The 22400-nt window shown below is 57.1% G+C and carries 32 protein-coding genes; 8 read left to right on the top strand and 24 right to left on the bottom strand.

What is annotated here, in order from left to right; translation table 11 throughout:
* Window positions 1-31 precede the first annotated feature (31 nt).
* The 7 genes from HU727_RS14470 to HU727_RS14500 all read left to right on the top strand — a co-directional run bounded on the left by HU727_RS14470 (window position 32) and on the right by HU727_RS14500 (window position 5299).
* Complete coding sequence (locus HU727_RS14470) at window positions 32-586, top strand: cysteine hydrolase family protein (RefSeq protein ID WP_186532301.1); 555 nt, start codon at window positions 32-34, stop codon at window positions 584-586.
* A gap of 143 nt (window positions 587-729) precedes the next feature.
* Window positions 730-1398, top strand: coding sequence for a YjfI family protein (locus HU727_RS14475; RefSeq protein WP_186532300.1), 669 nt, complete (start codon window positions 730-732; stop codon window positions 1396-1398).
* A 17-nt stretch (window positions 1399-1415) separates the two neighbouring features.
* A complete protein-coding gene (locus HU727_RS14480; RefSeq protein WP_186532299.1) occupies window positions 1416-2114 on the top strand; it encodes a PspA/IM30 family protein in 699 nt (232 codons plus the stop codon).
* Between the two features lie 212 nt (window positions 2115-2326).
* The gene (locus HU727_RS14485; protein WP_186532298.1) at window positions 2327-2983 is read left to right on the top strand and encodes a DUF2491 family protein; all 657 of its coding nucleotides are present in this window, start codon (window positions 2327-2329) and stop codon (window positions 2981-2983) included.
* Window positions 2984-2999: 16 nt separating this feature from the next.
* Complete coding sequence (locus HU727_RS14490; RefSeq protein WP_186532297.1) at window positions 3000-3425, top strand: DUF350 domain-containing protein; 426 nt, start codon at window positions 3000-3002, stop codon at window positions 3423-3425.
* A gap of 18 nt (window positions 3426-3443) precedes the next feature.
* Entirely contained in the window at window positions 3444-4139 is a 696-nt protein-coding gene (locus tag HU727_RS14495; protein WP_186532296.1) for a DUF1190 domain-containing protein, read from the top strand.
* Between the two features lie 2 nt (window positions 4140-4141).
* On the top strand, window positions 4142-5299 hold the full coding sequence (locus HU727_RS14500) for a glutathionylspermidine synthase family protein (protein ID WP_186532295.1): 1158 nt from the start codon (window positions 4142-4144) through the stop codon (window positions 5297-5299).
* A 192-nt stretch (window positions 5300-5491) separates the two neighbouring features.
* Here the strand turns inward: HU727_RS14500 and HU727_RS14505 are convergent, their stop codons facing one another.
* Window positions 5492-6010 (bottom strand): single-stranded DNA-binding protein, encoded by a 519-nt coding sequence (locus HU727_RS14505; protein WP_095109681.1) that lies wholly within the window; start codon window positions 6008-6010, stop codon window positions 5492-5494.
* A 9-nt stretch (window positions 6011-6019) separates the two neighbouring features.
* Complete coding sequence (locus HU727_RS14510) at window positions 6020-7417, bottom strand: MFS transporter (RefSeq protein WP_186532294.1); 1398 nt, start codon at window positions 7415-7417, stop codon at window positions 6020-6022.
* A gap of 191 nt (window positions 7418-7608) precedes the next feature.
* Between HU727_RS14510 and uvrA the strand changes: the two genes are divergently transcribed.
* Window positions 7609-10443: an excinuclease ABC subunit UvrA gene (gene uvrA, locus HU727_RS14515; protein ID WP_186532293.1), complete on the top strand. Its 2835-nt coding sequence runs from the start codon at window positions 7609-7611 to the stop codon at window positions 10441-10443.
* A 62-nt stretch (window positions 10444-10505) separates the two neighbouring features.
* On the opposite strand, the gene bfr is transcribed toward uvrA, so the two are convergent.
* The 22 genes from bfr to rplP form a co-directional block, all read right to left on the bottom strand.
* The gene (gene bfr / locus HU727_RS14520; protein WP_186532292.1) at window positions 10506-10973 is read right to left on the bottom strand and encodes a bacterioferritin; all 468 of its coding nucleotides are present in this window, start codon (window positions 10971-10973) and stop codon (window positions 10506-10508) included.
* Window positions 10974-11122: 149 nt separating this feature from the next.
* On the bottom strand, window positions 11123-12577 hold the full coding sequence (locus HU727_RS14525) for a catalase (protein WP_186532291.1): 1455 nt from the start codon (window positions 12575-12577) through the stop codon (window positions 11123-11125).
* A 240-nt stretch (window positions 12578-12817) separates the two neighbouring features.
* Window positions 12818-13204, bottom strand: a complete 387-nt coding sequence (rplQ, locus tag HU727_RS14530; protein ID WP_007918448.1) for a 50S ribosomal protein L17 — start codon at window positions 13202-13204, stop codon at window positions 12818-12820.
* Between the two features lie 42 nt (window positions 13205-13246).
* Window positions 13247-14248: a DNA-directed RNA polymerase subunit alpha gene (locus HU727_RS14535; protein WP_003186012.1), complete on the bottom strand. Its 1002-nt coding sequence runs from the start codon at window positions 14246-14248 to the stop codon at window positions 13247-13249.
* Window positions 14249-14270: 22 nt separating this feature from the next.
* Complete coding sequence (gene rpsD / locus HU727_RS14540) at window positions 14271-14891, bottom strand: 30S ribosomal protein S4 (RefSeq protein WP_003176404.1); 621 nt, start codon at window positions 14889-14891, stop codon at window positions 14271-14273.
* Between the two features lie 18 nt (window positions 14892-14909).
* Window positions 14910-15299, bottom strand: coding sequence for a 30S ribosomal protein S11 (gene rpsK, locus HU727_RS14545; protein WP_002555466.1), 390 nt, complete (start codon window positions 15297-15299; stop codon window positions 14910-14912).
* A 30-nt stretch (window positions 15300-15329) separates the two neighbouring features.
* Window positions 15330-15686, bottom strand: coding sequence for a 30S ribosomal protein S13 (rpsM, locus tag HU727_RS14550; protein ID WP_003186020.1), 357 nt, complete (start codon window positions 15684-15686; stop codon window positions 15330-15332).
* Between the two features lie 130 nt (window positions 15687-15816).
* On the bottom strand, window positions 15817-15933 hold the full coding sequence (rpmJ, locus tag HU727_RS14555; RefSeq protein ID WP_002555468.1) for a 50S ribosomal protein L36: 117 nt from the start codon (window positions 15931-15933) through the stop codon (window positions 15817-15819).
* A gap of 27 nt (window positions 15934-15960) precedes the next feature.
* Window positions 15961-17289: a preprotein translocase subunit SecY gene (secY, locus tag HU727_RS14560; RefSeq protein ID WP_186532290.1), complete on the bottom strand. Its 1329-nt coding sequence runs from the start codon at window positions 17287-17289 to the stop codon at window positions 15961-15963.
* A complete protein-coding gene (gene rplO, locus HU727_RS14565) occupies window positions 17290-17727 on the bottom strand; it encodes a 50S ribosomal protein L15 (protein ID WP_042561340.1) in 438 nt (145 codons plus the stop codon).
* A gap of 3 nt (window positions 17728-17730) precedes the next feature.
* The gene (rpmD, locus tag HU727_RS14570; RefSeq protein WP_003176408.1) at window positions 17731-17907 is read right to left on the bottom strand and encodes a 50S ribosomal protein L30; all 177 of its coding nucleotides are present in this window, start codon (window positions 17905-17907) and stop codon (window positions 17731-17733) included.
* Window positions 17908-17909: 2 nt separating this feature from the next.
* A complete protein-coding gene (gene rpsE, locus HU727_RS14575) occupies window positions 17910-18410 on the bottom strand; it encodes a 30S ribosomal protein S5 (RefSeq protein WP_093514287.1) in 501 nt (166 codons plus the stop codon).
* A 3-nt stretch (window positions 18411-18413) separates the two neighbouring features.
* Window positions 18414-18764, bottom strand: coding sequence for a 50S ribosomal protein L18 (gene rplR / locus HU727_RS14580; RefSeq protein ID WP_003186037.1), 351 nt, complete (start codon window positions 18762-18764; stop codon window positions 18414-18416).
* 10 nt (window positions 18765-18774) lie between these two features.
* Window positions 18775-19308, bottom strand: coding sequence for a 50S ribosomal protein L6 (gene rplF / locus HU727_RS14585; RefSeq protein ID WP_003228722.1), 534 nt, complete (start codon window positions 19306-19308; stop codon window positions 18775-18777).
* Between the two features lie 12 nt (window positions 19309-19320).
* The gene (gene rpsH / locus HU727_RS14590) at window positions 19321-19713 is read right to left on the bottom strand and encodes a 30S ribosomal protein S8 (protein WP_007966178.1); all 393 of its coding nucleotides are present in this window, start codon (window positions 19711-19713) and stop codon (window positions 19321-19323) included.
* Window positions 19714-19922: 209 nt separating this feature from the next.
* Window positions 19923-20228, bottom strand: a complete 306-nt coding sequence (gene rpsN / locus HU727_RS14595) for a 30S ribosomal protein S14 (protein WP_186532289.1) — start codon at window positions 20226-20228, stop codon at window positions 19923-19925.
* 13 nt (window positions 20229-20241) lie between these two features.
* Window positions 20242-20781: a 50S ribosomal protein L5 gene (gene rplE / locus HU727_RS14600; RefSeq protein WP_003210069.1), complete on the bottom strand. Its 540-nt coding sequence runs from the start codon at window positions 20779-20781 to the stop codon at window positions 20242-20244.
* 20 nt (window positions 20782-20801) lie between these two features.
* A complete protein-coding gene (gene rplX / locus HU727_RS14605) occupies window positions 20802-21116 on the bottom strand; it encodes a 50S ribosomal protein L24 (RefSeq protein ID WP_003186046.1) in 315 nt (104 codons plus the stop codon).
* An 11-nt stretch (window positions 21117-21127) separates the two neighbouring features.
* A complete protein-coding gene (gene rplN, locus HU727_RS14610) occupies window positions 21128-21496 on the bottom strand; it encodes a 50S ribosomal protein L14 (protein WP_002555479.1) in 369 nt (122 codons plus the stop codon).
* A 23-nt stretch (window positions 21497-21519) separates the two neighbouring features.
* On the bottom strand, window positions 21520-21786 hold the full coding sequence (gene rpsQ / locus HU727_RS14615; RefSeq protein WP_003194644.1) for a 30S ribosomal protein S17: 267 nt from the start codon (window positions 21784-21786) through the stop codon (window positions 21520-21522).
* Window positions 21787-21788: 2 nt separating this feature from the next.
* Window positions 21789-21980, bottom strand: a complete 192-nt coding sequence (gene rpmC / locus HU727_RS14620; RefSeq protein WP_002555481.1) for a 50S ribosomal protein L29 — start codon at window positions 21978-21980, stop codon at window positions 21789-21791.
* Window positions 21980-22393: a 50S ribosomal protein L16 gene (gene rplP, locus HU727_RS14625; RefSeq protein WP_003228729.1), complete on the bottom strand. Its 414-nt coding sequence runs from the start codon at window positions 22391-22393 to the stop codon at window positions 21980-21982. Before rplP ends, rpmC begins: the two co-directional genes overlap by 1 nt.
* Between the last annotated feature and the right edge of the window lie 7 nt (window positions 22394-22400).

A 22400-nucleotide genomic window follows, 5' to 3' on the forward strand; every position in this document is an offset into this window, starting at 1 on the left:
CACACCCAATCACTGCATCGAGGACACCCCCATGGCCAAGCAAGCGCTCATCGTAGTCGATATCCAGAACGACTACTTCCCCCAAGGCAAGTGGCCGCTGGCCGGTGCCGACGCCGCTGCCGACAATGCCGCTCGACTGATCGCAGCCTTTCGCGAGGCGGGTGATTCGGTGGCGCACATTCGCCACGAATTCACCTCAGAGGATGCGCCGTTTTTCACTCCAGGCTCCGAGGGCGCCAAACTGCATTCCAAAGTGCTCAACCGCGCTGACGAGCCTGTGGTGCTCAAGCATTTCGTCAACTCGTTCCGTGAGACCGAACTGCAATCGATTCTCGACGAACAAGGCATCAGTGAACTGGTAGTCGTCGGCAGCATGAGCCATATGTGCATTGATGGCATCACCCGCGCGGCGGCAGATATGGGCTATGGCGTCACGGTGATCCACGATGCCTGCGCCAGCCGGGATCTGGAATTCAATGGCCTGACCGTACCGGCCGCGAGCGTGCATGCGGCGTTCATGTCGGCGCTGGGTTTCGCTTACGCCAGCGTGGTGTCGACCGAAGAATTCCTGAGCCGCAACGCCTAGCAACAAACGCAGAACACCCTGGCCCGCCACGTTGCGGGCCTTTTTGCGTCTGTCATCAAAATCTCACGCGTGAGTCATTGATGGCACTTTGGATTGGATGTAGTGTGGCTCACGCGTGAGATGTTCATAACCGGACCCAAGCCATGAAAAGCCGCTCCCCGACGACTGCCGCAGCAAGCCCAAAAGGCGAGCGCGCCAAAGTGTCCGCGAAAAAACCGTCGAGCTTTTACATGAAGCAGATGCGCGCAGGCCTCGCGGCTGCCGGTTATGTGAAACACGAAACCTGGGTGCTTCCCGAAAACCGAAGCTTGCTCAAGCAAATGGAACAACAGCTACGCCAACCGATTCTGGCTGGCTCTTTCATGTCGGAGAACTACATGAGCGCAGGCAACAACTGGACCATCGATAGCCTCCACAGCGCCCTCAAGGCCCTGGACGAGGTGGTTTCACAAGAGATTTCGCTGTCCCTGATCCAGAGCTCCGAACCGAGCATCAAGCTGGAGATGAACGAATTCGGCGGCCTGCCGATCCACATCGCGCTGGCGGGTCAGCAGATCATCGTCGACACCGTGCTGGTGGACATCGATTCGATCACCGACATTCACGCCTTCAACGACGCCGTACTGCGCAGCCGGGAAATGTTCCCGCTGTCGTCGATCGGTATCGAGTCGATGCCCAACGGGCAGACCGTTTACAACATGTTCGGCGCACTCAGCGCCGATTCGAGTCTGACCAACGTCGTCACCGAGGTGAAAACCCTGGTCGACAACGTGCAGCGCGCCAGCGAAGCCTTCGAACACTTCTTCAAGTAATCAACAGGGAATATCCAATGACTCAGTCCATCTGGAGCAAGTTGTTCACCGCGCTGCGCGGCGGCGCCAGTGAAGTCGGCGAAGCGATCGCCGACCAGCAGGCCCTGCGCATCCTCGACCAGGAAATCCGCGACGCCGACACGGCGCTGTCGAACGCTCGTCGCGAATTGGTCACGATCATGGCCAAGCACAAACTCGCCGCTGATCGTGTCAGCGAATACGATGCCAAGATCAAGGATCTGGAAGCCAAGGCCGTTGCCGCGCTGAACGCCGGCCGCGAAGACCTGGCGATGGAAGTGGCCGAAGCGATTTCGACCCTGACCAACGACCTCAACGCCGAGAAGAAGCTCAGCGATGAATTCGGCACCTACGCCGACAACATGCGCAAGGACATCGGCAAAGCCGAATCGCGGATCAAGAGCCTGCGCCAGCAAGTGGACATGGCCAAGGCCCGCGACAGCGTGCAGAAGGCACAAGTCAGCGCTTCGATTGCCAGCGGCGGCGCCAACGGCAAACTGGAAACTGCCGTCGGCACACTGAACCGCCTGCAGGCCAAACAGCAGCAGCGCGCTGCGGAACTGAGCGCCGCGGACGAACTGGCCGATGCCTCGACCGGCAACGACCTGGAACGCAAACTGCGCGACGCCGGCATCACGCCGAACGAAGGCAGCGCCAATGCGATTCTTGAGCGTCTGAAGCAGAAGTCCGCGCAGTAACACCGCAACTTGTGCAGGAGCTGCCGAAGGCTGCGATCTTTTGATGTTTTTTTAAAGACAAAATCAAAAGATCGCAGCCTTCGGCACCGCCTACACAGGGATTCGTTCACTCGCACAACCTTTCATTTTGCCTGTTCGTTCCCGCGCGGCCCGGTACACTACCGCCACTTTTGCGCCACCGAACACCTCCACCCGCTTCAAGGAACGTACCCATGGGATGGTTTAAAGACTTGCTGGGCACCAGCAACTGGCAGACCGCTGCGCCGACGCCGACACCCACCGTTGCCAGCGCGCCGCTTGGCCTGGCACTGGGCAAAGGCGTCAGATTCGATTCGACGCTGGCGTTGCTGCTCGACGGATCGACCACGGTGCGGGTGCCCCTTGATCAAGCGATCTGGAGTGCCGGCTGGATCGAGCTTGGCCAGTCCAACAAACTGCGCCGCTATTACATGAATGACGAGGAGTTCTGGTTGCAGATCCACGTCACCGGCGACGATCAGATCGAATCGGTCACGCTGTTCAACTACCTCAGCTACGTGACGGTCAACAGCGACGCCGAACTCCAGCGCCTGGCCGGCCCGAACAGCCTGATCGGCCTGCCCACTTACCTTCACGAAGGTGTCGAATACACCCGCGAATGGGGCACCGAACAAGGTCAGACCGAACTGGTGCCGATGACCGAACAGGTGGCCAACCCCGACGAGGGCTACACCATCAAGCATCATTCGATGCTCTACGCCCGCGAAACCGGCCTGACCGATCGCCGCGAGCTGCTGCTGTTCTCCGTCGAGCAGGACGAAGAAGGCACCGTCAGCCTGAGCACTTCGTTGGGTATTTCGCTGTACACGACTGACCTGAGCGCCATTTGAATAAGGAAGTTTTTCCATGCTGGAAGTGCTGGCCGTTTCCCTGAACAAAACCGCGTTGACCGGTTTCATCGTCTACCTGATCGGCGCCGTTCTGCTGTTCATGCTGTTCCAGTTCGTCTACACCCGCATCACTCCGCACAAAGAGTTCGAGCTGATTCGCGCTGGCAATACCGCAGCCGCGATCGCCCTGGCCGGTGCAATCATCGGTTTCGCCATCCCCGCCAGCAACGTGATTGCCTACTCGATCAACGTAGTGGACTTCGTCCTCTGGGCAGTCATCGCCGCAGTGGTGCAACTGCTGGCGTTTCTGGGCACGACAATGGTGCTCAAGGGCACCTCGCAGCGCATCGCCAACGGGGAAATCGCTGCCGGCATTTACGTGGCGGCAGTGGCGATCAGCGTCGGCATGCTCAACGCTGCGTGCATGACACCGTCCCACTGATCGGCAAGAAGCCTTGAGATGAAACGAAGCAAATACGTTCAGCTGTCTCTCGCAGCGTCGGTGGCCATGGCCATTTCCGGTGAAGCGGCGGCGGTGGATCAGCCACGCAACTTTCAGAGCGTGGAACAGTGCGTCGATGCCGAAGTGGCCGCCGACGTCTGCTCCAATGCCTATGTTGCCGCATTGACCGAACATCGACGCATTGCCCCGGCGTACGACGACAAAGCCAGGTGCGACGCCGACTTTGCCGCCGACTGGTGTCAGAAAAATTCCGATGGCCGCTTCGTGCCCAGGCTCGGCGGTTTCAAAATACCGCAGGCCGGCGAAGCCGCGCAGGACCTTGACGCGATTGCCGACGCGCAGATGCCAGCGGGTGATACCACCGCCAGCCAGGCCAGCCAGAACACCTCGCACTACTCCGGTGGTGGCGGTAATGGCTGGCTCACCGGCTGGCTGATCGGCAATGCGTTGAGCAACAACGCCAATCGCACCGTCTACCGCGACCGCGACCGCGATACGCGCCAGACCTACAACACCTCGTCGCAGTACCGCAGGATCGAATCGGCACCGCGTAGCCAGCCGGACTACGAGAGCAGTAAAAGCAAACCGGTCAACGTTGCCTCTTCGACTTCTCGCGGCGGCTTCGGCAGCCAGTCCAGTGCCCGCAGCGGTTGGGGTGGCTGGGGCAGCAGCTCCGGTCGCTCGAGCAGCTGACCATGAAAAAGATCCATTGCGCCGAGCGCTCGGACTGGAAGCAGACGGCCGAAAGTCTCGGTTTCATGTTCCATACGATCGATGACGAGCCTTATTGGGACGAAAACGCGTACTACCAATTCACGCTCGCGCAGATAGAGAACGATCTCGAAGACCCGACCACCGAGCTGCACGAGATGTGCATGGACCTGGTCGACCGTGTGGTGCACAGCGAAGAACTGCTGGATCGCTTGAGTATTCCGGCCCCGTACTACGACATGATCCGCACTTCCTGGCGCGAAGGTCATCCGCATCTGTACGGGCGCATGGACTTTTCCTACAGCGGCAGCGGCCCGGCGAAATTGCTGGAACTCAACTACGACACGCCGACCAGCCTCTATGAAGCAGCGGCGTTTCAGTGGGGCTGGCTGGAGCAATGCATCGAGCGCGGCACCCTGCCGCGCCATGCTGACCAGTTCAACAGCATCGACACCCGACTGCATCAGGCCTTTGCCGAACTGAAGCTGACGCGGCCTTTCTACTTCGCCTCGATGAAAGACTCTGTCGAAGACAAGGGCACGACGGATTACTTGCGCCTGATCGCGGAAAAGGTCGGCATCGAATCCCGGCACATCGACATCGAAGACATCGGCCTGACGGCTGAAGGTCGCTTTGTCGATCTGGAGGATCGCTGGATCCCGCACCTGTTCAAGCTGCACGCCTGGGAGTTCATTTTTCACGAGCCGTTCGGCGCAGCGATTGCCGAGTGCGATACGCAGTTTTTTGAGCCGGCCTGGAAAGCGATCCTGTCAAACAAAGGTGCGTTGCCGTTGTTGTGGGAACTGCACAGGGGCCATCCGAACCTGCTCGCCGCGCACCTGGATCCGGACCCGGCGAGTGCTGTGCCCAGGGGCTGGGTGCGCAAACCGTACTTTTCCCGGGAAGGCGCAAACATTGAACTGCAAACCGCTGACGGTCTGATCGTAAAAGAGGACGGGCCCTACACCGATGCGCCGTTCATCCTGCAGGAGTTTGCCCCGCTGCCCAAGTTTGGTGACAGCTACACGCTGATCGGCTCTTGGGTGATTGGCGATCAGGCTGCGGGAATCGGCGTACGGGAAGACAACAGCCTGATCACAAAAGACTCGAGCCGCTTCTTGCCGCATCTGATCCTCGACTGAAACACGCCTCCCCTGTAGCAGCTGCGGCACGCTGCGATCTTTTGATTTGACCGGGATTGGAGATCAGACGATCGCAGCCTCGTTTCACTCGACAGCGCCTACAGGTGATCCGGGGATCAAATATTTCTACGCAAAAAAAGGCCCGTCGCTTGAGGCGACGGGCCTTTTCGGTTACTGCGGATTCAGCAGGAATCAGAACGGAATATCGTCATCAAAGCTGTCGAAATCAGGAGCGGGTTGCGGCGCGGCCTGTTGTGGGGCCGGGGCCGAGCGCTGCTGCGGAGCCGATTGCTGCGGGCGCGGAGCCTGTTGGCGTGGGGCCTGCTGCTGGTAGTTATTGCCACCGCCCTGTTGCTCGCCCTGTTGAGGACGGCCACCGAGCAGTTGCATGGTGCCTTGCATGTCGACCACGATTTCGGTGGTGTAACGCTTGATACCGTCTTTTTCCCACTCGCGGGTTTGCAGCTTGCCTTCGATGTAAACCTGCGAACCCTTGCGCAGGTATTCGCCGGCAATCTCGGCCACCTTGCCGAACATCGAAACACGGTGCCACTCGGTCTTCTCGACCTTCTGACCGGTTTGCTTGTCGGTCCACTGTTCGCTGGTTGCCAGACTCAGGTTGGTCACGGCGTTACCGTTAGGCAGGTAGCGAACTTCGGGATCCTGGCCGCAAGTGCCGACCAATATGACTTTGTTAACCCCACGGGCCATAACGTTCTCCTAGGCTTCGCAAGCAGCCCCGGCCGGGTTGTTCACCAGGCGTTCGAGGGTGTCACGATCCACTAATTCTTTGTCCAGTTTGATGTAAACAGCCGCCTCTTCCGCGACTATCACTGCATCCGTTACCCCTACGAGGGCCTTGAGGCGCTCGACCAGACCCGCTTCGCGGATCGCTTCGGGCGACAACGGCAAGCGCAGGCTCGTCACGTAGGGAGGTTCGCGCATGGTAACAGCAAAGACTAGCCAGATGGCAGCCAGACCGGCGCATCCGAGGAACACAACCGACAGACCGCCGTGCTGAAACAGCCAGCCGCCGAGTATCCCGCCGAGTGCCGAACCGAGGAACTGGCTGGTGGAATACACGCCCATGGCCGTGCCCTTCCCGCCTGCCGGTGAAACCTTGCTGATCAGCGATGGCAATGAAGCTTCCAGCAGATTGAACGCGGTGAAGAAAACCACCGTGCCGATCACCAGAGCCCGCAAGCTGTCGCCGAACTGCCAGAAGAATAGCTCAGTCAGCATCAGCGTCATGACGGCGCCGAGCAAAACTCGTTTCATTTTGCGTCGCTTCTCGCCATAGATGATGAACGGGATCATGGCGAAGAACGAAATCAGCAGCGCCGTCAGGTAGACCCACCAGTGCTGTTCCTTGGGCAAACCGGCTTTTTCCACCAGCGCCAGAGGCAATGCAACGAAGCTGGACATCAACATGGCATGTAACACAAAGATGCCCAGATCGAGGCGCAGCAGATCCGGATGCTTGAGCGTCGGCATCAACGCCTGGCGCGCAACGCCAGACTCACGATGCTGCAGCGGCCCGGTCGAGCGCGGCACCATGAACATGATAATCAGGATGCCAACCAGCGCCATGCCGCCGGTAGCGAGAAACAGTCCGGACAGCCCGAACGCACGGGTCAGCAGTGGCCCGACCACCATGGCCACGGCGAAGGACAGGCCGATGGTCATGCCAATCATGGCCATGGCTTTGGTGCGATGCTGTTCGCGGGTCAGGTCCGAAAGCAGCGCCATGACTGCAGCGGAAATCGCCCCGGCGCCCTGCAGGATCCGGCCGGCGATCACGCCCCAGATCGAATCGGCCTGCGAGGCCAGCACACTGCCGAGGGCAAAGACGATCAATCCCAGATAAATCACCGGGCGGCGACCGATGCGATCCGAAATGATCCCGAACGGAATCTGAAAGATTGCCTGGGTCAGGCCATACGCACCGATGGCCAGCCCGATCAGCGCGGGGGTCGCGCCTGCCAGGTCCATGCCATAGGTCGCCAGTACCGGCAACACCATGAACATGCCAAGCATACGGAAGGCGAACACCAGGGCCAGACCGCTCGCCGCGCGGGTCTCGCTGCCACTCATGCGTTCGCTGTGGGGATCGTGCATGGAAAAACCTCGTGTGAACCGGCGGCGATTCTACCAGTCCCATCGGAATACGGGGTATATCGCGACGCTTTGCCACGCATAGATGAAACACTCTTCATCAAGGGCAGAAAACCCTTGGCTCGATAGTGTGCATCCATCCAGTATTTGCCCGTATACTCCTACGTTTTCGACGCCCGCCGAGCGAGGCCACTTTGGACAAGATCCTGATACGTGGGGCCCGTACCCACAACCTGAAGAACATCGACCTGACCCTGCCACGGGACAAATTGATCGTCATCACCGGCCTGTCCGGATCCGGCAAGTCGTCCCTGGCGTTCGACACGCTGTATGCCGAAGGGCAACGCCGTTATGTCGAATCGCTGTCGGCCTACGCCCGTCAGTTTCTGTCGATGATGGAAAAACCCGACGTCGACACCATCGAAGGCTTGTCGCCGGCGATCTCCATCGAACAGAAGTCGACCTCGCACAACCCGCGATCCACGGTCGGCACCATCACCGAAATCTACGACTATCTGCGCCTGCTGTATGCACGTGTCGGTACGCCACGTTGCCCGGATCATGACATCCCGCTGGAAGCGCAGACCGTCAGCCAGATGGTCGACCTGGTGCTGGCCCAGCCGGAAGGCAGCAAGCTGATGCTGCTGGCGCCGGTGATCCGCGAGCGCAAAGGCGAACACCTCTCGGTCTTCGAAGAGCTGCGTGCGCAAGGCTTCGTCCGCGCCAGGGTCAATGGCCGCATCTGCGAGCTCGACGAGCTGCCGAAACTGGATAAACAGAAGAAGCACTCGATCGATGTCATCGTCGACCGCTTCAAGGTTCGCGCCGATCTGCAGCAACGTCTGGCCGAATCTTTCGAGACGGCACTCAAGCTCGCCGATGGCATCGCTCTGGTTGCACCGATGGACGACGAGCCGGGCGAAGAAATGATCTTCTCCGCACGCTTCGCCTGCCCGGTCTGCGGCCATGCGATCAGCGAGCTGGAACCGAAGCTGTTTTCCTTCAACAACCCGGCCGGCGCCTGCCCGACCTGCGATGGCCTGGGCGTCAAACAATTCTTTGATATCAAGCGACTGGTCAACGGCGACCTGACTTTGGCCGAGGGCGCGATTCGCGGCTGGGACAGGCGTAACGTCTATTACTTCCAGATGCTCGGCTCGTTGGCTTCGCACTATGGTTTCAGCCTGGAGAAGCCGTTCAACGAACTGCCGGCCGACCAGCAGAAATTCATCCTGCACGGCAGCGGTTCGCAGAACGTCAACTTCAAATACCTGAACGACCGTGGCGACATCGTCAAACGTTCGCACCCGTTCGAAGGCATCGTGCCGAATCTGGAGCGTCGTTACCGCGAAACGGAATCGACAAGCGTGCGCGAAGAGCTGGCGAAGTTCCTCAGCCATCAGGCCTGCCCGGACTGCCGGGGCACGCGCCTGCGTCGAGAAGCGCGTCACGTATGGGTGGGTGAGAAAACGCTGCCCGCGGTGACCAATCTGCCGATCGGTGATGCCTGCGAATACTTCGGCAAGCTGAAGATGACCGGTCGCCGTGGCGAAATCGCCGACAAGATTCTCAAGGAAATTCGTGAGCGCCTGCAGTTCCTGGTCAACGTAGGTCTGGACTATTTGTCGCTGGATCGCAGTGCTGACACGCTTTCCGGCGGTGAAGCACAGCGGATTCGCCTGGCCAGTCAGATCGGCGCTGGTCTCGTCGGCGTTCTGTACATCCTGGACGAACCCTCGATCGGATTGCACCAGCGCGATAACGATCGTTTGCTCGGTACGCTCAAGCATTTGCGTGACATCGGCAACACGGTGATTGTGGTCGAGCACGACGAAGACGCGATCCGCCTGGCGGACTACGTCGTGGATATCGGCCCGGGTGCCGGTGTGCACGGCGGGCGGATCGTCGCCGAAGGCACGCCGGATGAAGTCATGGCACACCCGGACTCCCTGACCGGCAAATACCTGTCAGGTCGGGTGAAGATCCAAGTGCCGGCCAAACGCACGCCGCGCAACAAGAAGCTGACCCTGTCGCTCAAGGGCGCTCGCGGCAACAACCTGCGTAACGTCGATCTGGAAATACCGATCGGGTTGCTGACTTGCGTAACCGGTGTGTCGGGCTCGGGCAAATCAACGCTGATCAACAACACGCTGTACCCGCTGAGCGCCACGGCACTCAATGGCGCGACCACGCTGGAAGCCGCAGCTCACGACAGCATCAAAGGCCTGGAGCATCTCGACAAGGTCGTCGATATCGACCAGAGCCCAATCGGTCGTACGCCTCGCTCCAACCCGGCGACTTATACCGGGCTGTTCACGCCAATCCGTGAATTGTTCGCCGGCGTGCCTGAGTCGCGCTCACGGGGTTATGGCCCGGGGCGTTTCTCGTTCAACGTCAAGGGCGGTCGTTGCGAAGCGTGCCAGGGCGATGGCCTGATCAAAGTGGAAATGCACTTCCTGCCAGACATCTACGTGCCCTGCGATGTGTGCAAGAGCAAACGCTACAACCGCGAAACCCTTGAGATCAAATACAAGGGCAAGAGCATCCATGAAACCCTCGAGATGACCATCGAGGAAGCCCGGGAATTCTTCGACGCGGTGCCGGCGCTGGCGCGCAAACTGCAAACGTTGATGGATGTCGGTCTGTCGTACATCAAGCTTGGCCAATCGGCCACCACCCTTTCCGGTGGTGAGGCACAGCGGGTCAAGTTGTCTCGCGAACTGTCCAAGCGCGATACAGGCAAGACGCTGTATATCCTCGATGAGCCGACGACGGGTCTGCACTTCGCGGACATCCAGCAACTGCTCGACGTGCTGCATCGCTTGCGCGACCACGGCAACACGGTCGTGGTAATCGAGCACAACCTCGATGTGATCAAGACGGCTGACTGGCTGGTGGACCTCGGCCCCGAAGGTGGTTCCAAGGGCGGGCAGATCATTGCCACCGGTACGCCGGAGGAAGTGGCCGAGATGAAAAAATCTCACACAGGTCATTACCTCAAGCCGTTACTGATCCGCGATCGGGCTTAAACGTCAGGCATGAAAAAGCCCCTGTCACTGGTTAAGTGACAGGGGCTTTTTTGTAGCTGCAATCAGGACGCGTGGGATTGCAGGTAGTTTTCAAGACCGATCAGCTTGATCAGGCCCAGCTGCTTTTCCAGCCAGTAAGTGTGATCTTCTTCGGTATCGTTAAGCTGGACCCGCAGGATCTCGCGGCTGACGTAGTCTCTGTGCTGCTCGCAGAGTTCGATGCCTTTGCACAGCGCAGCGCGGACTTTGTATTCGAGGCGCAGATCGGCTTCCAGCATCGAAGGCACGGTAGTGCCGACATCGAGGTCATCCGGACGCATGCGCGGCGTGCCTTCGAGCATCAGAATCCGGCGCATCAACGCATCAGCGTGACCGGCTTCTTCTTCCATCTCGTGGTTGATTCGCTCGTAGAGCTTGGTGAACCCCCAGTCCTCATACATCCGCGAATGAACGAAATATTGGTCACGCGCGGCCAGTTCGCCGGTCAGCAACGTATTGAGGTAATCGATTACATCTGGGTGGCCTTGCATCGCCCTACATCTCCCTTCCTGAAAGTCTGTAGTTTGAACCAAGCTAACCGGAAGGTCACTCGCCACGCGCAATAAAAGCGAAGATATTCCGAGAAAAGCAGGCCAAATAACGCAAAAACCGCCCAAATGAGGGCGGTTCTGCTTCTCGTTTAGACTTCGTTAAGCTGTACGTTGAGCAGCTTTGCGATTGCTTCTCCATACGCCGGATCGGCTTTGTAGAAATGCTGCAGCTGACGATCGACGACGTCGCTCGAAACACCCGCCATTGCACCCGCGATGTTGCTGACCAGCAAAGCGCGTTGCTCGTCGCTCATCAGGCGAAACAGCGCGCCTGCGTGGCTGTAGTAATCAGTGTCTTCGCGGTGATCGTAACGATCAGCTGCACCGCTCAACGCCAAGGCAGGTTCGGCGTAATGCGGAGCTTGCTTGGGCGATTCAACGTAGCTGTTAGGCTCGTAGTTCGGCGCTGCACCACCGTTGCTGCCGAAAGCCATCGACCCGTCACGCTGATAGGTATTGACCGGGCTGCGAGGCGCATTCACCGGCAATTGCTGGTGATTGGTACCCACACGGTAGCGGTGTGCGTCAGCGTAGGCGAATACGCGACCCTGCAGCATACGGTCCGGCGACAGCCCAACGCCTGGCACCATGTTGCTCGGCCCGAAGGCAGCCTGCTCGACCTCAGCGAAGTAGTTCAGCGGGTTGCGGTTCAGCTCTAGATCACCTACTTCAATCAAAGGGAATTCTTTCTGCGACCAGGTTTTGGTCACGTCGAAGGGATTCTCGTAATGAGCCGCCGCCTGGGCTTCGGTCATGATCTGAATGCAGACTTTCCATTTCGGGAATTCACCGCGCTCGATCGCCTCGAAAAGGTCTCGCTGGGCGTAGTCCGGATCGGTACCGGCCAAGCGTGCAGCCTCTGCTGGCGCAAGGTTCTTGATCCCTTGCTGGGTCTTGTAATGCCATTTGACCCAGTGACGCTCAGCTTTGGCGTTTATCAGGCTGTACGTGTGGCTACCGAAGCCGTGCATGTGGCGGTAGCCGTCAGGAATGCCGCGATCAGAAAACAGGATGGTGACCTGGTGCAGCGCCTCAGGCGAATGCGACCAGAAATCCCACATCATCTGCGCACTTTTCAGGTTGCTCTGCGGAAGACGTTTCTGAGTATGGATAAAGTCCGGAAACTTCAGAGGATCACGGATGAAGAACACCGGCGTGTTGTTACCGACGATGTCCCAGTTGCCCTCTTCGGTGTAGAACTTCAGGGCGAAACCACGTGGATCACGCTCGGTGTCCGCAGAGCCACGCTCGCCGCCCACAGTAGAAAAGCGCAGGAAGGTTGGGGTCTGCTTGCCTACAGTTTCAAATAATTTGGCGCTGGTGTATTCGGTGATATCACGGGTCACGGTGAATGTGCCGTAGGCACCCGAACCTTTGGCGTGCACGCGACGCTCAGGAATGTTTTCACGATTGAAGTGAGCGAGCTTTTCAATCAGATGGAAGTCGTCGAGCAACAGCGGACCGCGAGGACCGGCGGAGCGGGAATTCTGGTTATCAGCGACAGGTGCGCCACTGGCGGTTGTAAGCGTTTTGGTCTGGCTCATGCGGTCTTCTCTTCCTCTGTCTGTCTTGAAACTGCCGGCTAATGGCTTGGTAGGGATTATTAATCATCGTTGTGACAGCTACAAATTCATTAACTTGTACGCATCGATAGATAATTACTAATTATGCTTCCCCGTCCATAGTGGCAGCCCGAACGCATTGAAGGCTTGTACGGACGGCGCATTTCTTACAGGCACAAAAAACCGGGCACTAGGCCCGGTTTTTTGTTTCAGACTGACGTCTTACTCGGCGGATACAGCTTCGCCAGCAGTAGCACGATCAACCAACTCAACGTACGCCATAGGCGCGTTGTCGCCAGTGCGGAAACCGCACTTGAGGATGCGCAGGTAGCCACCCTCACGGGTAGCGTAACGCTTGCCCAGGTCGTTGAAGAGCTTACCAACGATAGCTTTCGAACGGGTACGGTCGAAAGCCAAACGGCGGTTAGCCAGGCTGTCTGTCTTGGCCAGAGTGATCAGCGGCTCGGCAACGCGGCGCAGTTCTTTGGCTTTTGGCAGAGTAGTTTTGATCAGCTCGTGCTCGAACAGCGACACCGCCATGTTTTGGAACATGGCCTTGCGGTGCGAGCTGGTGCGGCTCAGGTGACGACCACTTTTACGATGACGCATGGTTCATTCCTTACCAAACACAACGTTCGGTGATTACGACGATCAGGCAGTCGCCTTGTCGTCCTTCTTAAGACTTGCAGGCGGCCAGTTGTCGAGGCGCATGCCGAGGGACAGACCGCGGGAGGCCAGAACGTCCTTGATTTCAGTCAAGGATTTCTTGCCCAGGTTCGGAGTCTTCAACAGCTCTACTTCGGTACGCTGAATCAGGTCACCGATGTAGTAGATGTTTTCCGCCTTAAGGCAGTTAGCCGAACGTACAGTCAGTTCCAGATCGTCAACCGGGCGAAGCAGGATCGGATCGATCTCGTCTTCCTGCTCGACAACCACTGGCTCACTGTCACCTTTGAGGTCGACGAACGCAGCCAACTGCTGTTGCAGAATGGTTGCAGCGCGGCGGATAGCCTCTTCAGGATCCAGAGTACCGTTGGTTTCCAGATCAATAACCAGCTTGTCCAGGTTGGTGCGCTGCTCGACACGGGCGTTTTCCACCACGTATGCGATACGGCGAACCGGGCTGAACGAAGAGTCAAGCTGCAAGCGACCGATGCTGCGGCTTTCGTCTTCATCGCTCTGACGCGAGTCGGCTGGTTCATAACCACGACCACGAGCTACAGTGAGCTTCATGTTCAGGGCGCCGTTAGACGCCAGGTTAGCGATTACGTGATCGGGATTAACGATCTCGACATCATGATCCAGCTGAATATCGGCAGCGGTAACCACCCCCGAACCCTTCTTCGACAAGGTCAGCGTAACTTCGTCACGACCGTGCAGCTTGATGGCCAGACCTTTAAGGTTCAACAGGATTTCAATTACGTCTTCCTGTACACCTTCGATGGCGCTGTACTCGTGGAGCACACCGTCAATCTCGGCCTCGACTACTGCGCAGCCGGGCATTGAGGACAACAGGATGCGTCGCAGCGCGTTGCCCAGGGTGTGGCCAAAACCACGCTCGAGAGGCTCGAGTGTGATCTTGGCGCGGGTTGGACTGACAACCTGCACATCAATATGGCGGGGTGTCAGGAACTCATTTACCGAAATCTGCATGGATGCACCTATTTTCTAGCCCTTACTTGGAGTAGAGCTCGACAATCAGGCTTTCGTTGATGTCGGCGGACAGATCACTGCGAGCAGGAACGTTCTTGAAAACGCCCGACTTCTTCTCAGTGTCTACTTCTACCCATTCTACGCGGCCACGTTGGGCACACAGATCGAGAGCTTGGACAATGCGAAGTTGGTTTTTTGCTTTCTCGCGAACTGCAACCACGTCACCAGCACGAACCTGATACGACGGAACGTTTACGGTCTGACCGTTGACGCTGATCGACTTGTGCGATACCAGCTGGCGGGATTCGGCACGAGTCGAACCAAAGCCCATACGGTATACAACGTTGTCCAGACGGCATTCGAGAAGTTGCAGCAGGTTTTCACCGGTTGCACCTTTCTTGCCAGCAGCTTCTTTGTAGTAGCCGCTGAACTGACGCTCGAGAACGCCGTAGATACGACGGACCTTCTGCTTTTCACGCAGTTGGGTGCCGTAGTCGGACTGGCGACCGCGGCGTTGGCCGTGGATACCAGGTGCTGCTTCAATGTTGCACTTCGATTCGATCGCGCGCACGCCGCTCTTCAGGAAGAGATCGGTGCCTTCGCGACGAGCGAGTTTGCATTTTGGACCAATGTAACGAGCCATTCTTTACAATCTCCTGGATTACACGCGGCGCTTCTTCGGCGGACGGCACCCGTTATGCGGGATTGGCGTCACGTCGGTGATGCTGGCGATCTTGTAGCCACAGCCGTTCAAAGCGCGGACTGCGGATTCACGACCTGGACCTGGACCTTTGACGTTTACGTCGAGGTTTTTCAGGCCATATTCCAGCGCAGCTTGGCCAGCACGTTCAGCAGCTACTTGAGCAGCAAACGGGGTGGACTTGCGGGAACCGCGGAAACCCGAACCACCGGAGGTAGCCCAGGAAAGAGCGTTACCTTGACGGTCGGTGATGGTCACGATGGTGTTGTTAAAAGATGCATGGATGTGGGCGATGCCATCAACCACTGTCTTTTTAACTTTTTTACGAGGACGAGCAGCAGGTTTTGCCATGATTAAATTCCTGTCGATTCGCTGGGGCGATTACTTGCGGATCGGCTTACGCGGACCTTTACGGGTACGCGCGTTGGTCTTGGTACGCTGACCGCGCACTGGAAGACCGCGACGATGACGCAGACCGCGATAGCAACCGAGGTCCATCAAGCGCTTGATTTTCATGTTGATTTCGCGACGCAGATCACCTTCAGTGGTGAACTTCGCCACTTCGCCACGCAGCTGTTCAATTTGCTCGTCGCTCAGATCTTTGATCTTTGCTGCTGGGTTTACCCCAGTCACTGCACAGATCTTCTGCGCAGTAGTGCGACCAACACCATAGATGTAGGTCAGCGAGATAACAGTATGCTTGTTATCTGGAATGTTAACGCCTGCAATACGGGCCATTCAGTGGGACTCCAATTGACAGCTACCTACGCCCCGGAAGCCAAGAAATAGGGCGCGAGATAATATCGCTGTAATAACAAATAATCAACCCGGTAGCGCACTAGCTACCGGGCTTGAAGCACAATCACACTCAGCCTTGGCGCTGTTTGTGACGCGGTTCCGCGCTGCAAATTACTCGAACAACACCTTCGCGGCGAATAATCTTGCAGTTACGGCACAGCTTTTTCACCGATGCACGAACTTTCATCACCAACTCCTCGAACCTTATGGGTACTCAGCGCAACATGCCGCTGCCGTAACCCTTCAGGTTGGCTTTCTTCATCAGGGATTCGTACTGGTGCGAAACGAGGTGCGATTGTACTTGGGACATGAAGTCCATCACAACCACGACCACGATCAGCAACGAGGTCCCGCCAAGGTAGAACGGAACGTTTGCTGCAACCACCAGAAATTGGGGCAACAGGCACACGGCCGTCATGTAAAGAGCACCGAACAGGGTCAAACGAGTCAGAACGCCATCAATGTAGCGCGCAGACTGCTCACCCGGACGGATACCCGGAATAAAGGCACCGGACTTCTTCAGGTTTTCCGCTACGTCTTTCGGATTGAACATCAACGCCGTATAGAAGAAGCAGAAGAAAATAATCCCTGCACTAAACAGCAGAATATTCAACGGCTGACCAGGAGCGATCGACTGCGAGATGTCCTGCAGCCAGCCCATACCTTCAGACTGACCAAACCAGGTACCCAACGAAGCCGGGAACAGCAAAATGCTGCTCGCGAAAATGGCCGGAATAACACCGGCCATGTTCACCTTCAGCGGCAAGTGGCTAGTCTGCGCAGCAAAAACCTTACGGCCTTGCTGACGCTTGGCGTAATGAACAGCAATGCGACGCTGACCACGCTCAATGAACACCACGAAACCGATAATCGCTACTGCCAGCAAACCGATGGCAACCAGGGCAAAAATGTTGATATCACCCTGACGCGCAGACTCGAAAGACTGCCCGATCGCTCTCGGAAGACCGGCGACGATACCTGCGAATATCAACATCGAGATACCGTTGCCAACACCACGCTCAGTAATCTGCTCACCCAGCCACATCATGAACATCGCACCAGCCACAAATGTGGTTACTGCGACGAAATGGAAGCCAAAGTCACCAGTGAACGCAACGCCCTGACCCGCCAGACCAATGGACATGCCAATTGCCTGAACGAGAGCTAGGACGACAGTGCCGTAGCGGGTGTACTGAGCGATCTTGCGACGCCCAGCTTCACCTTCCTTCTTCAACTGTTCCAGCTGCGGGCTGACGGCGGTCATCAGTTGCATGATGATCGATGCCGAAATGTACGGCATGATCCCCAGTGCAAAGATGCTCATCCGTTCCAGCGCGCCGCCGGAGAACATGTTGAACAAGCTAAGAATGGTCCCCTCATTCTGTCGAAACAGGTCTGCGAGTCGGTCCGGGTTGATACCTGGAACCGGGATGTGTGCGCCTATTCGGTAGACGATAATCGCCAGGAACAGAAAACGCAGACGAGCCCAGAGTTCAGACATACCGCCTTTGCCGAGCGCAGAGAGAGCACCTTGCTTAGCCATTTATTCCTCGAACTTGCCGCCAGCTGCTTCGATAGCCGAACGCGCACCTTTGGTGGCGCCGATTCCCTTGCCGATAGTGACAGCGCGAGTCACTTCACCGGACAGCATGATTTTCACACGCTGTACGTTGACGTTGATCACGTTGGCATCTTTCAGGGACTGCACGGTGACGATGTCGCCTTCCACTTTAGCCAGCTCGGACAGACGCACTTCTGCGCGGTCCATGGCCTTCAGGGAAACGAAACCGAACTTCGGCAGGCGACGATGCAGCGGCTGTTGACCGCCTTCAAAGCCTGGAGCAATGGTGCCACCGGAGCGGGAGGTCTGACCTTTGTGGCCGCGGCCACCAGTCTTACCCAAACCGCTACCGATACCACGGCCCGGACGATGCTTTTCGCGACGGGAACCCGGCGCTGGACTCAGATCATTGAGTTTCATCGATTAACCCTCGACACGCAGCATGTAGTAAGCCTTGTTGATCATCCCGCGATTTTCGGGAGTATCCTGGACTTCTACAGTGTGACCGATGCGACGCAGACCCAGACCCTTAACGCACAGTTTGTGGTTAGGGATGCGGCCGGTCATGCTTTTGATCAGCGTTACTTTAACGGTAGCCATGATCAGAAGATCTCCTTGACGTTCAAGCCGCGCTTGGCAGCAATGGACTCAGGAGATTGCATGGCTTTCAGACCCTTGAAAGTGGCGTGAACCACGTTTACAGGGTTGGTCGAGCCGTAGCACTTGGCCAGAACGTTCTGGACACCAGCAACTTCGAGGACAGCACGCATAGCGCCGCCAGCGATGATACCGGTACCTTCAGAAGCAGGCTGCATGTACACCTTCGAAGCGCCATGGGCGGACTTCATTGCGTACTGCAGAGTGGTGCCGTTCAGGTCAACTTGAATCATGTTGCGGCGAGCAGCTTCCATTGCCTTCTGGATCGCAGCAGGCACTTCACGCGACTTGCCACGGCCGAAGCCAACACGCCCTTTACCATCACCAACCACGGTCAACGCGGTGAAAGTGAAGATACGGCCGCCTTTAACGGTTTTGGCTACGCGGTTAACTTGAACCAGCTTCTCGATGTAGCCTTCGTCGCGCTTTTGGTCGTTATTTGACATAACTTAGAACTCCAGCCCAGCTTCACGAGCAGCATCAGCCAGCGCTTTAACGCGGCCGTGGTACTTGAAGCCAGAGCGGTCGAAAGCCACTTGCGAGACGCCAGCGGCCTTAGCACGCGTAGCGACCAGCTGGCCAACCTTTGTGGCCGCGTCAATGTTGCCAGTGGCACCATCACGCAGTTCTTTATCCAAAGTCGAGGCACTTGCCAGGACTTTGTTGCCGTCGGCCGAGATGACCTGGGCGTAGATGTGCTGCGACGAGCGGAACACGCAGAGACGCACGACTTCGAGTTCGTGCATTTTCAGGCGTGCTTTGCGAGCGCGACGCAGTCGAGTAACTTTTTTGTCGGTCATTTGCTATGCCCTACTTCTTCTTGGCTTCTTTACGACGGACGACTTCGTCCGCGTAGCGCACACCTTTGCCTTTGTACGGCTCTGGTGGACGGAAGTCGCGGATCTCAGCGGCCACTTGACCTACCAGCTGCTTGTCGATGCCCTTGATCAGGATATCGGTCTGGCTAGGAGTCTCAGCGGTGATGCCTTCCGGCAGTTCGTAATCCACTGGGTGCGAGAAGCCAAGAGCCAGGTTCAGAACCTGACCTTTTGCTTGCGCTTTGTAACCAACACCGACCAGCTGGAGCTTGCGCTCGAAGCCTTGGCTTACGCCCTGGACCATGTTGTTTACCAACGCACGCGTGGTACCGGCCATTGCGCGAGTTTGTTGATCGCCATTGCGAGCAGCGAAACGCAGCTCACCAGCTTCTTCAACGATCTCAACGGACGAATGGATGTTCAGTTCAAGAGTACCCTTGGCACCCTTCACCGAAAGCTGTTGGCCTGCGAATTTTACTTCGACACCGGCTGGCAGCTTAACGGGGTTCTTAGCGACGCGAGACATGCTTATCCCCCCTTAGAACACAGTGCAAAGTACTTCGCCGCCGACACCGGCAGCGCGCGCAGCACGATCCGTCATCACACCTTTGTTGGTGGAGACGATAGACACGCCAAGACCGCCACGAACTTTCGGCAGATCTTCAACGGACTTGTACTGACGCAGGCCTGGACGACTAACGCGCTTCACTTCTTCGATAACCGGACGGCCTTCGAAGTACTTCAGCGAGATGGACAACGACGGCTTGGCGTCGGTGGTGATCTGAAAATCCGCGATGTAACCTTCGTCCTTCAGGACTTTTGCTACAGCCACCTTCAGCGTGGAAGACGGCATGCTTACGACAGACTTTTCAGCCATCTGGGCATTACGGATTCGAGTTAGCATGTCCGCTAACGGGTCCTGCATACTCATGGGCTAGACGCTCCTAATACAAAAAAATTAGCCTTGCGGCTACTACTTGTCGCCGAGAACTTCCGGGCATGAAAAACACGGGCTCAGGCGAGCCGGTCATTCTAGACACACCCCAGAAATGAATCAAGCCCCAAAAGGGGCTTGATTCAGATTCAAGGCCACCGATGGTCAGGTTCTTGCAAACCCGAACATCGCGACTTTGACAACTATTACCAGCTGGCTTTAACCAGACCTGGTACGTCACCACGCATTGCAGCTTGACGCAGCATGTTACGGCCGAGGCCGAACTTGCGGTACACGCCATGCGGACGACCAGTCAGGCGGCAGCGGTTACGCATGCGCGCAGCGCTTGCATCACGTGGCTGCTTCTGCAGTGCTACGGTAGCTTCCCAGCGCGCTTCTGGACTTGCGTTCAGATCAACGATGATAGCTTTCAGCGCTGCACGCTTGGTGGCGTACTTGGCAACAGTGAGCTGACGCTTCAGCTCACGGTTTTTCATGCTCTTCTTGGCCATTTTCCTACTCCAATCAGTTGCGGAACGGGAATTTGAAAGCACGCAGCAGAGCGCGGCCTTCGTCATCGTTCTTGGCAGTGGTGGTCAGGGTAATGTCCAGACCGCGGAGAGCATCGATCTTGTCGTAGTCGATTTCCGGGAAGATGATCTGCTCTTTCACGCCCATGCTGTAGTTACCACGACCATCGAAGGACTTGGCATTCAGGCCGCGGAAGTCGCGAACCCGAGGCAGGGAGATCGACAGCAGACGATCCAGGAACTCGTACATACGCTCACGGCGCAGAGTCACCTTGACGCCGATCGGCCATCCTTCACGGACTTTAAAGCCAGCGATGGATTTACGAGCGTAGGTCACAACGACTTTTTGGCCGGTGATCTTTTCCAGGTCAGCAACAGCGTGCTCGATGACTTTTTTGTCGCCGATCGCTTCGCCCAGACCCATGTTCAGGGTGATTTTGGTAACGCGCGGAACTTCCATCACGTTCGAAAGCTTAAGTTCTTCCTTAAGTTTCGGAGCGATTTCCTTCCGGTAAATCTCTTTTAGTCGTGCCATGGTCTTCTACCTAGCAGTGTTCAAGCATCAACCGCTTTTTGGGTCGACTTGAAGACACGAATTTTCTTACCGTCTTCTACTTTGAAACCAACGCGGTCAGCCTTGTTGGTTTCGCCGTTGAAGATGGCGACGTTGGAAGCGTGCAGTGGCGCTTCTTTCTCGACGATACCGCCCTGTACGCCCGACATCGGGTTAGGCTTGGTATGACGCTTGACCAGGTTCAGACCACCAACAACCAGACGGTTGTCAGCAAGAACCTTCAGCACCTTACCGCGCTTACCTTTGTCTTTGCCGGCGATCACGATGATCTCGTCGTCACGACGAATCTTTTGCATGTCGGATCTCCTTACAGCACTTCTGGGGCGAGCGAGACGATCTTCATGAACTTCTCAGTACGAAGTTCACGGGTCACTGGCCCAAAGATACGGGTGCCGATCGGCTCTTGCTTGTTGTTCAGAAGAACAGCAGCGTTGCCATCAAAGCGGATAATGGAGCCATCAGCACGGCGTACGCCGTGACGAGTGCGGACTACAACAGCAGTCATCACTTGGCCTTTTTTCACTTTACCGCGCGGAATTGCTTCCTTGACGGTAACTTTGATGATGTCACCGATACCAGCGTAACGACGATGGGAGCCACCCAGCACCTTGATGCACATAACACGGCGAGCGCCGCTGTTATCGGCCACATCGAGCATGGATTGAGTCTGAATCATATAATTTCTCCGACCCCTAGCCCTTAGACTTCCACAGCGCGTTCGAGAACATCAACCAGCGCCCAAGACTTGGTCTTGGCCATCGGACGAGTTTCACGAATAGTGACTTTGTCGCCGATGTGGCACTGATTGGTTTCGTCGTGCGCGTGCAGCTTAGTCGAACGCTTAACGTATTTACCGTAGATCGGGTGCTTAACGCGACGCTCGATCAGAACGGTGATGGTTTTGTCCATCTTGTCGCTGACAACACGGCCAGTCAGCGTACGGACAGTTTTTTCGGCTTCAGCCATGATCACTTACCTGCCTGCTGGTTGAGCACAGTCTTCACGCGAGCAATGTCACGCTTAACTTGCGAGAGCAGATGAGACTGCCCCAACTGGCCAGTTGCTTTCTGCATACGCAGATTGAACTGGTCGCGCAGCAGGCCGAGCAGTTGCTCGTTCAGCTGCTGTGCGGATTTTTCACGAAGTTCATTCGCTTTCATCACATCACCGTCCGTTTAACAAAGGAGGTGGCGAGCGGCAGCTTTGCAGCAGCCAGGGCGAAAGCCTCACGCGCCAGCTCTTCAGAAACACCCTCGATTTCATACAGGACTTTGCCTGGCTGAATCTGGGCAACCCAGTATTCGACGTTACCCTTACCTTTACCCATCCGAACTTCGAGTGGCTTCTTGGAAATAGGCTTGTCCGGGAATACACGGATCCAGATCTTGCCGCCACGTTTAACGTGACGGGTCAGAGCACGACGCGCTGACTCGATCTGACGAGCGGTGAGACGACCACGAGCTACAGACTTCAGCGCGAACTCGCCGAAGCTGACTTTGCTACCGCGCAGTGCCAGACCACGGTTGTGGCCGGTCATCTGCTTGCGGAACTTCGTACGCTTAGGTTGCAACATTTGGCGT

Source organism: Pseudomonas khorasanensis, from assembly GCF_014268505.2.
GTDB lineage: Bacteria > Pseudomonadota > Gammaproteobacteria > Pseudomonadales > Pseudomonadaceae > Aquipseudomonas > Aquipseudomonas khorasanensis.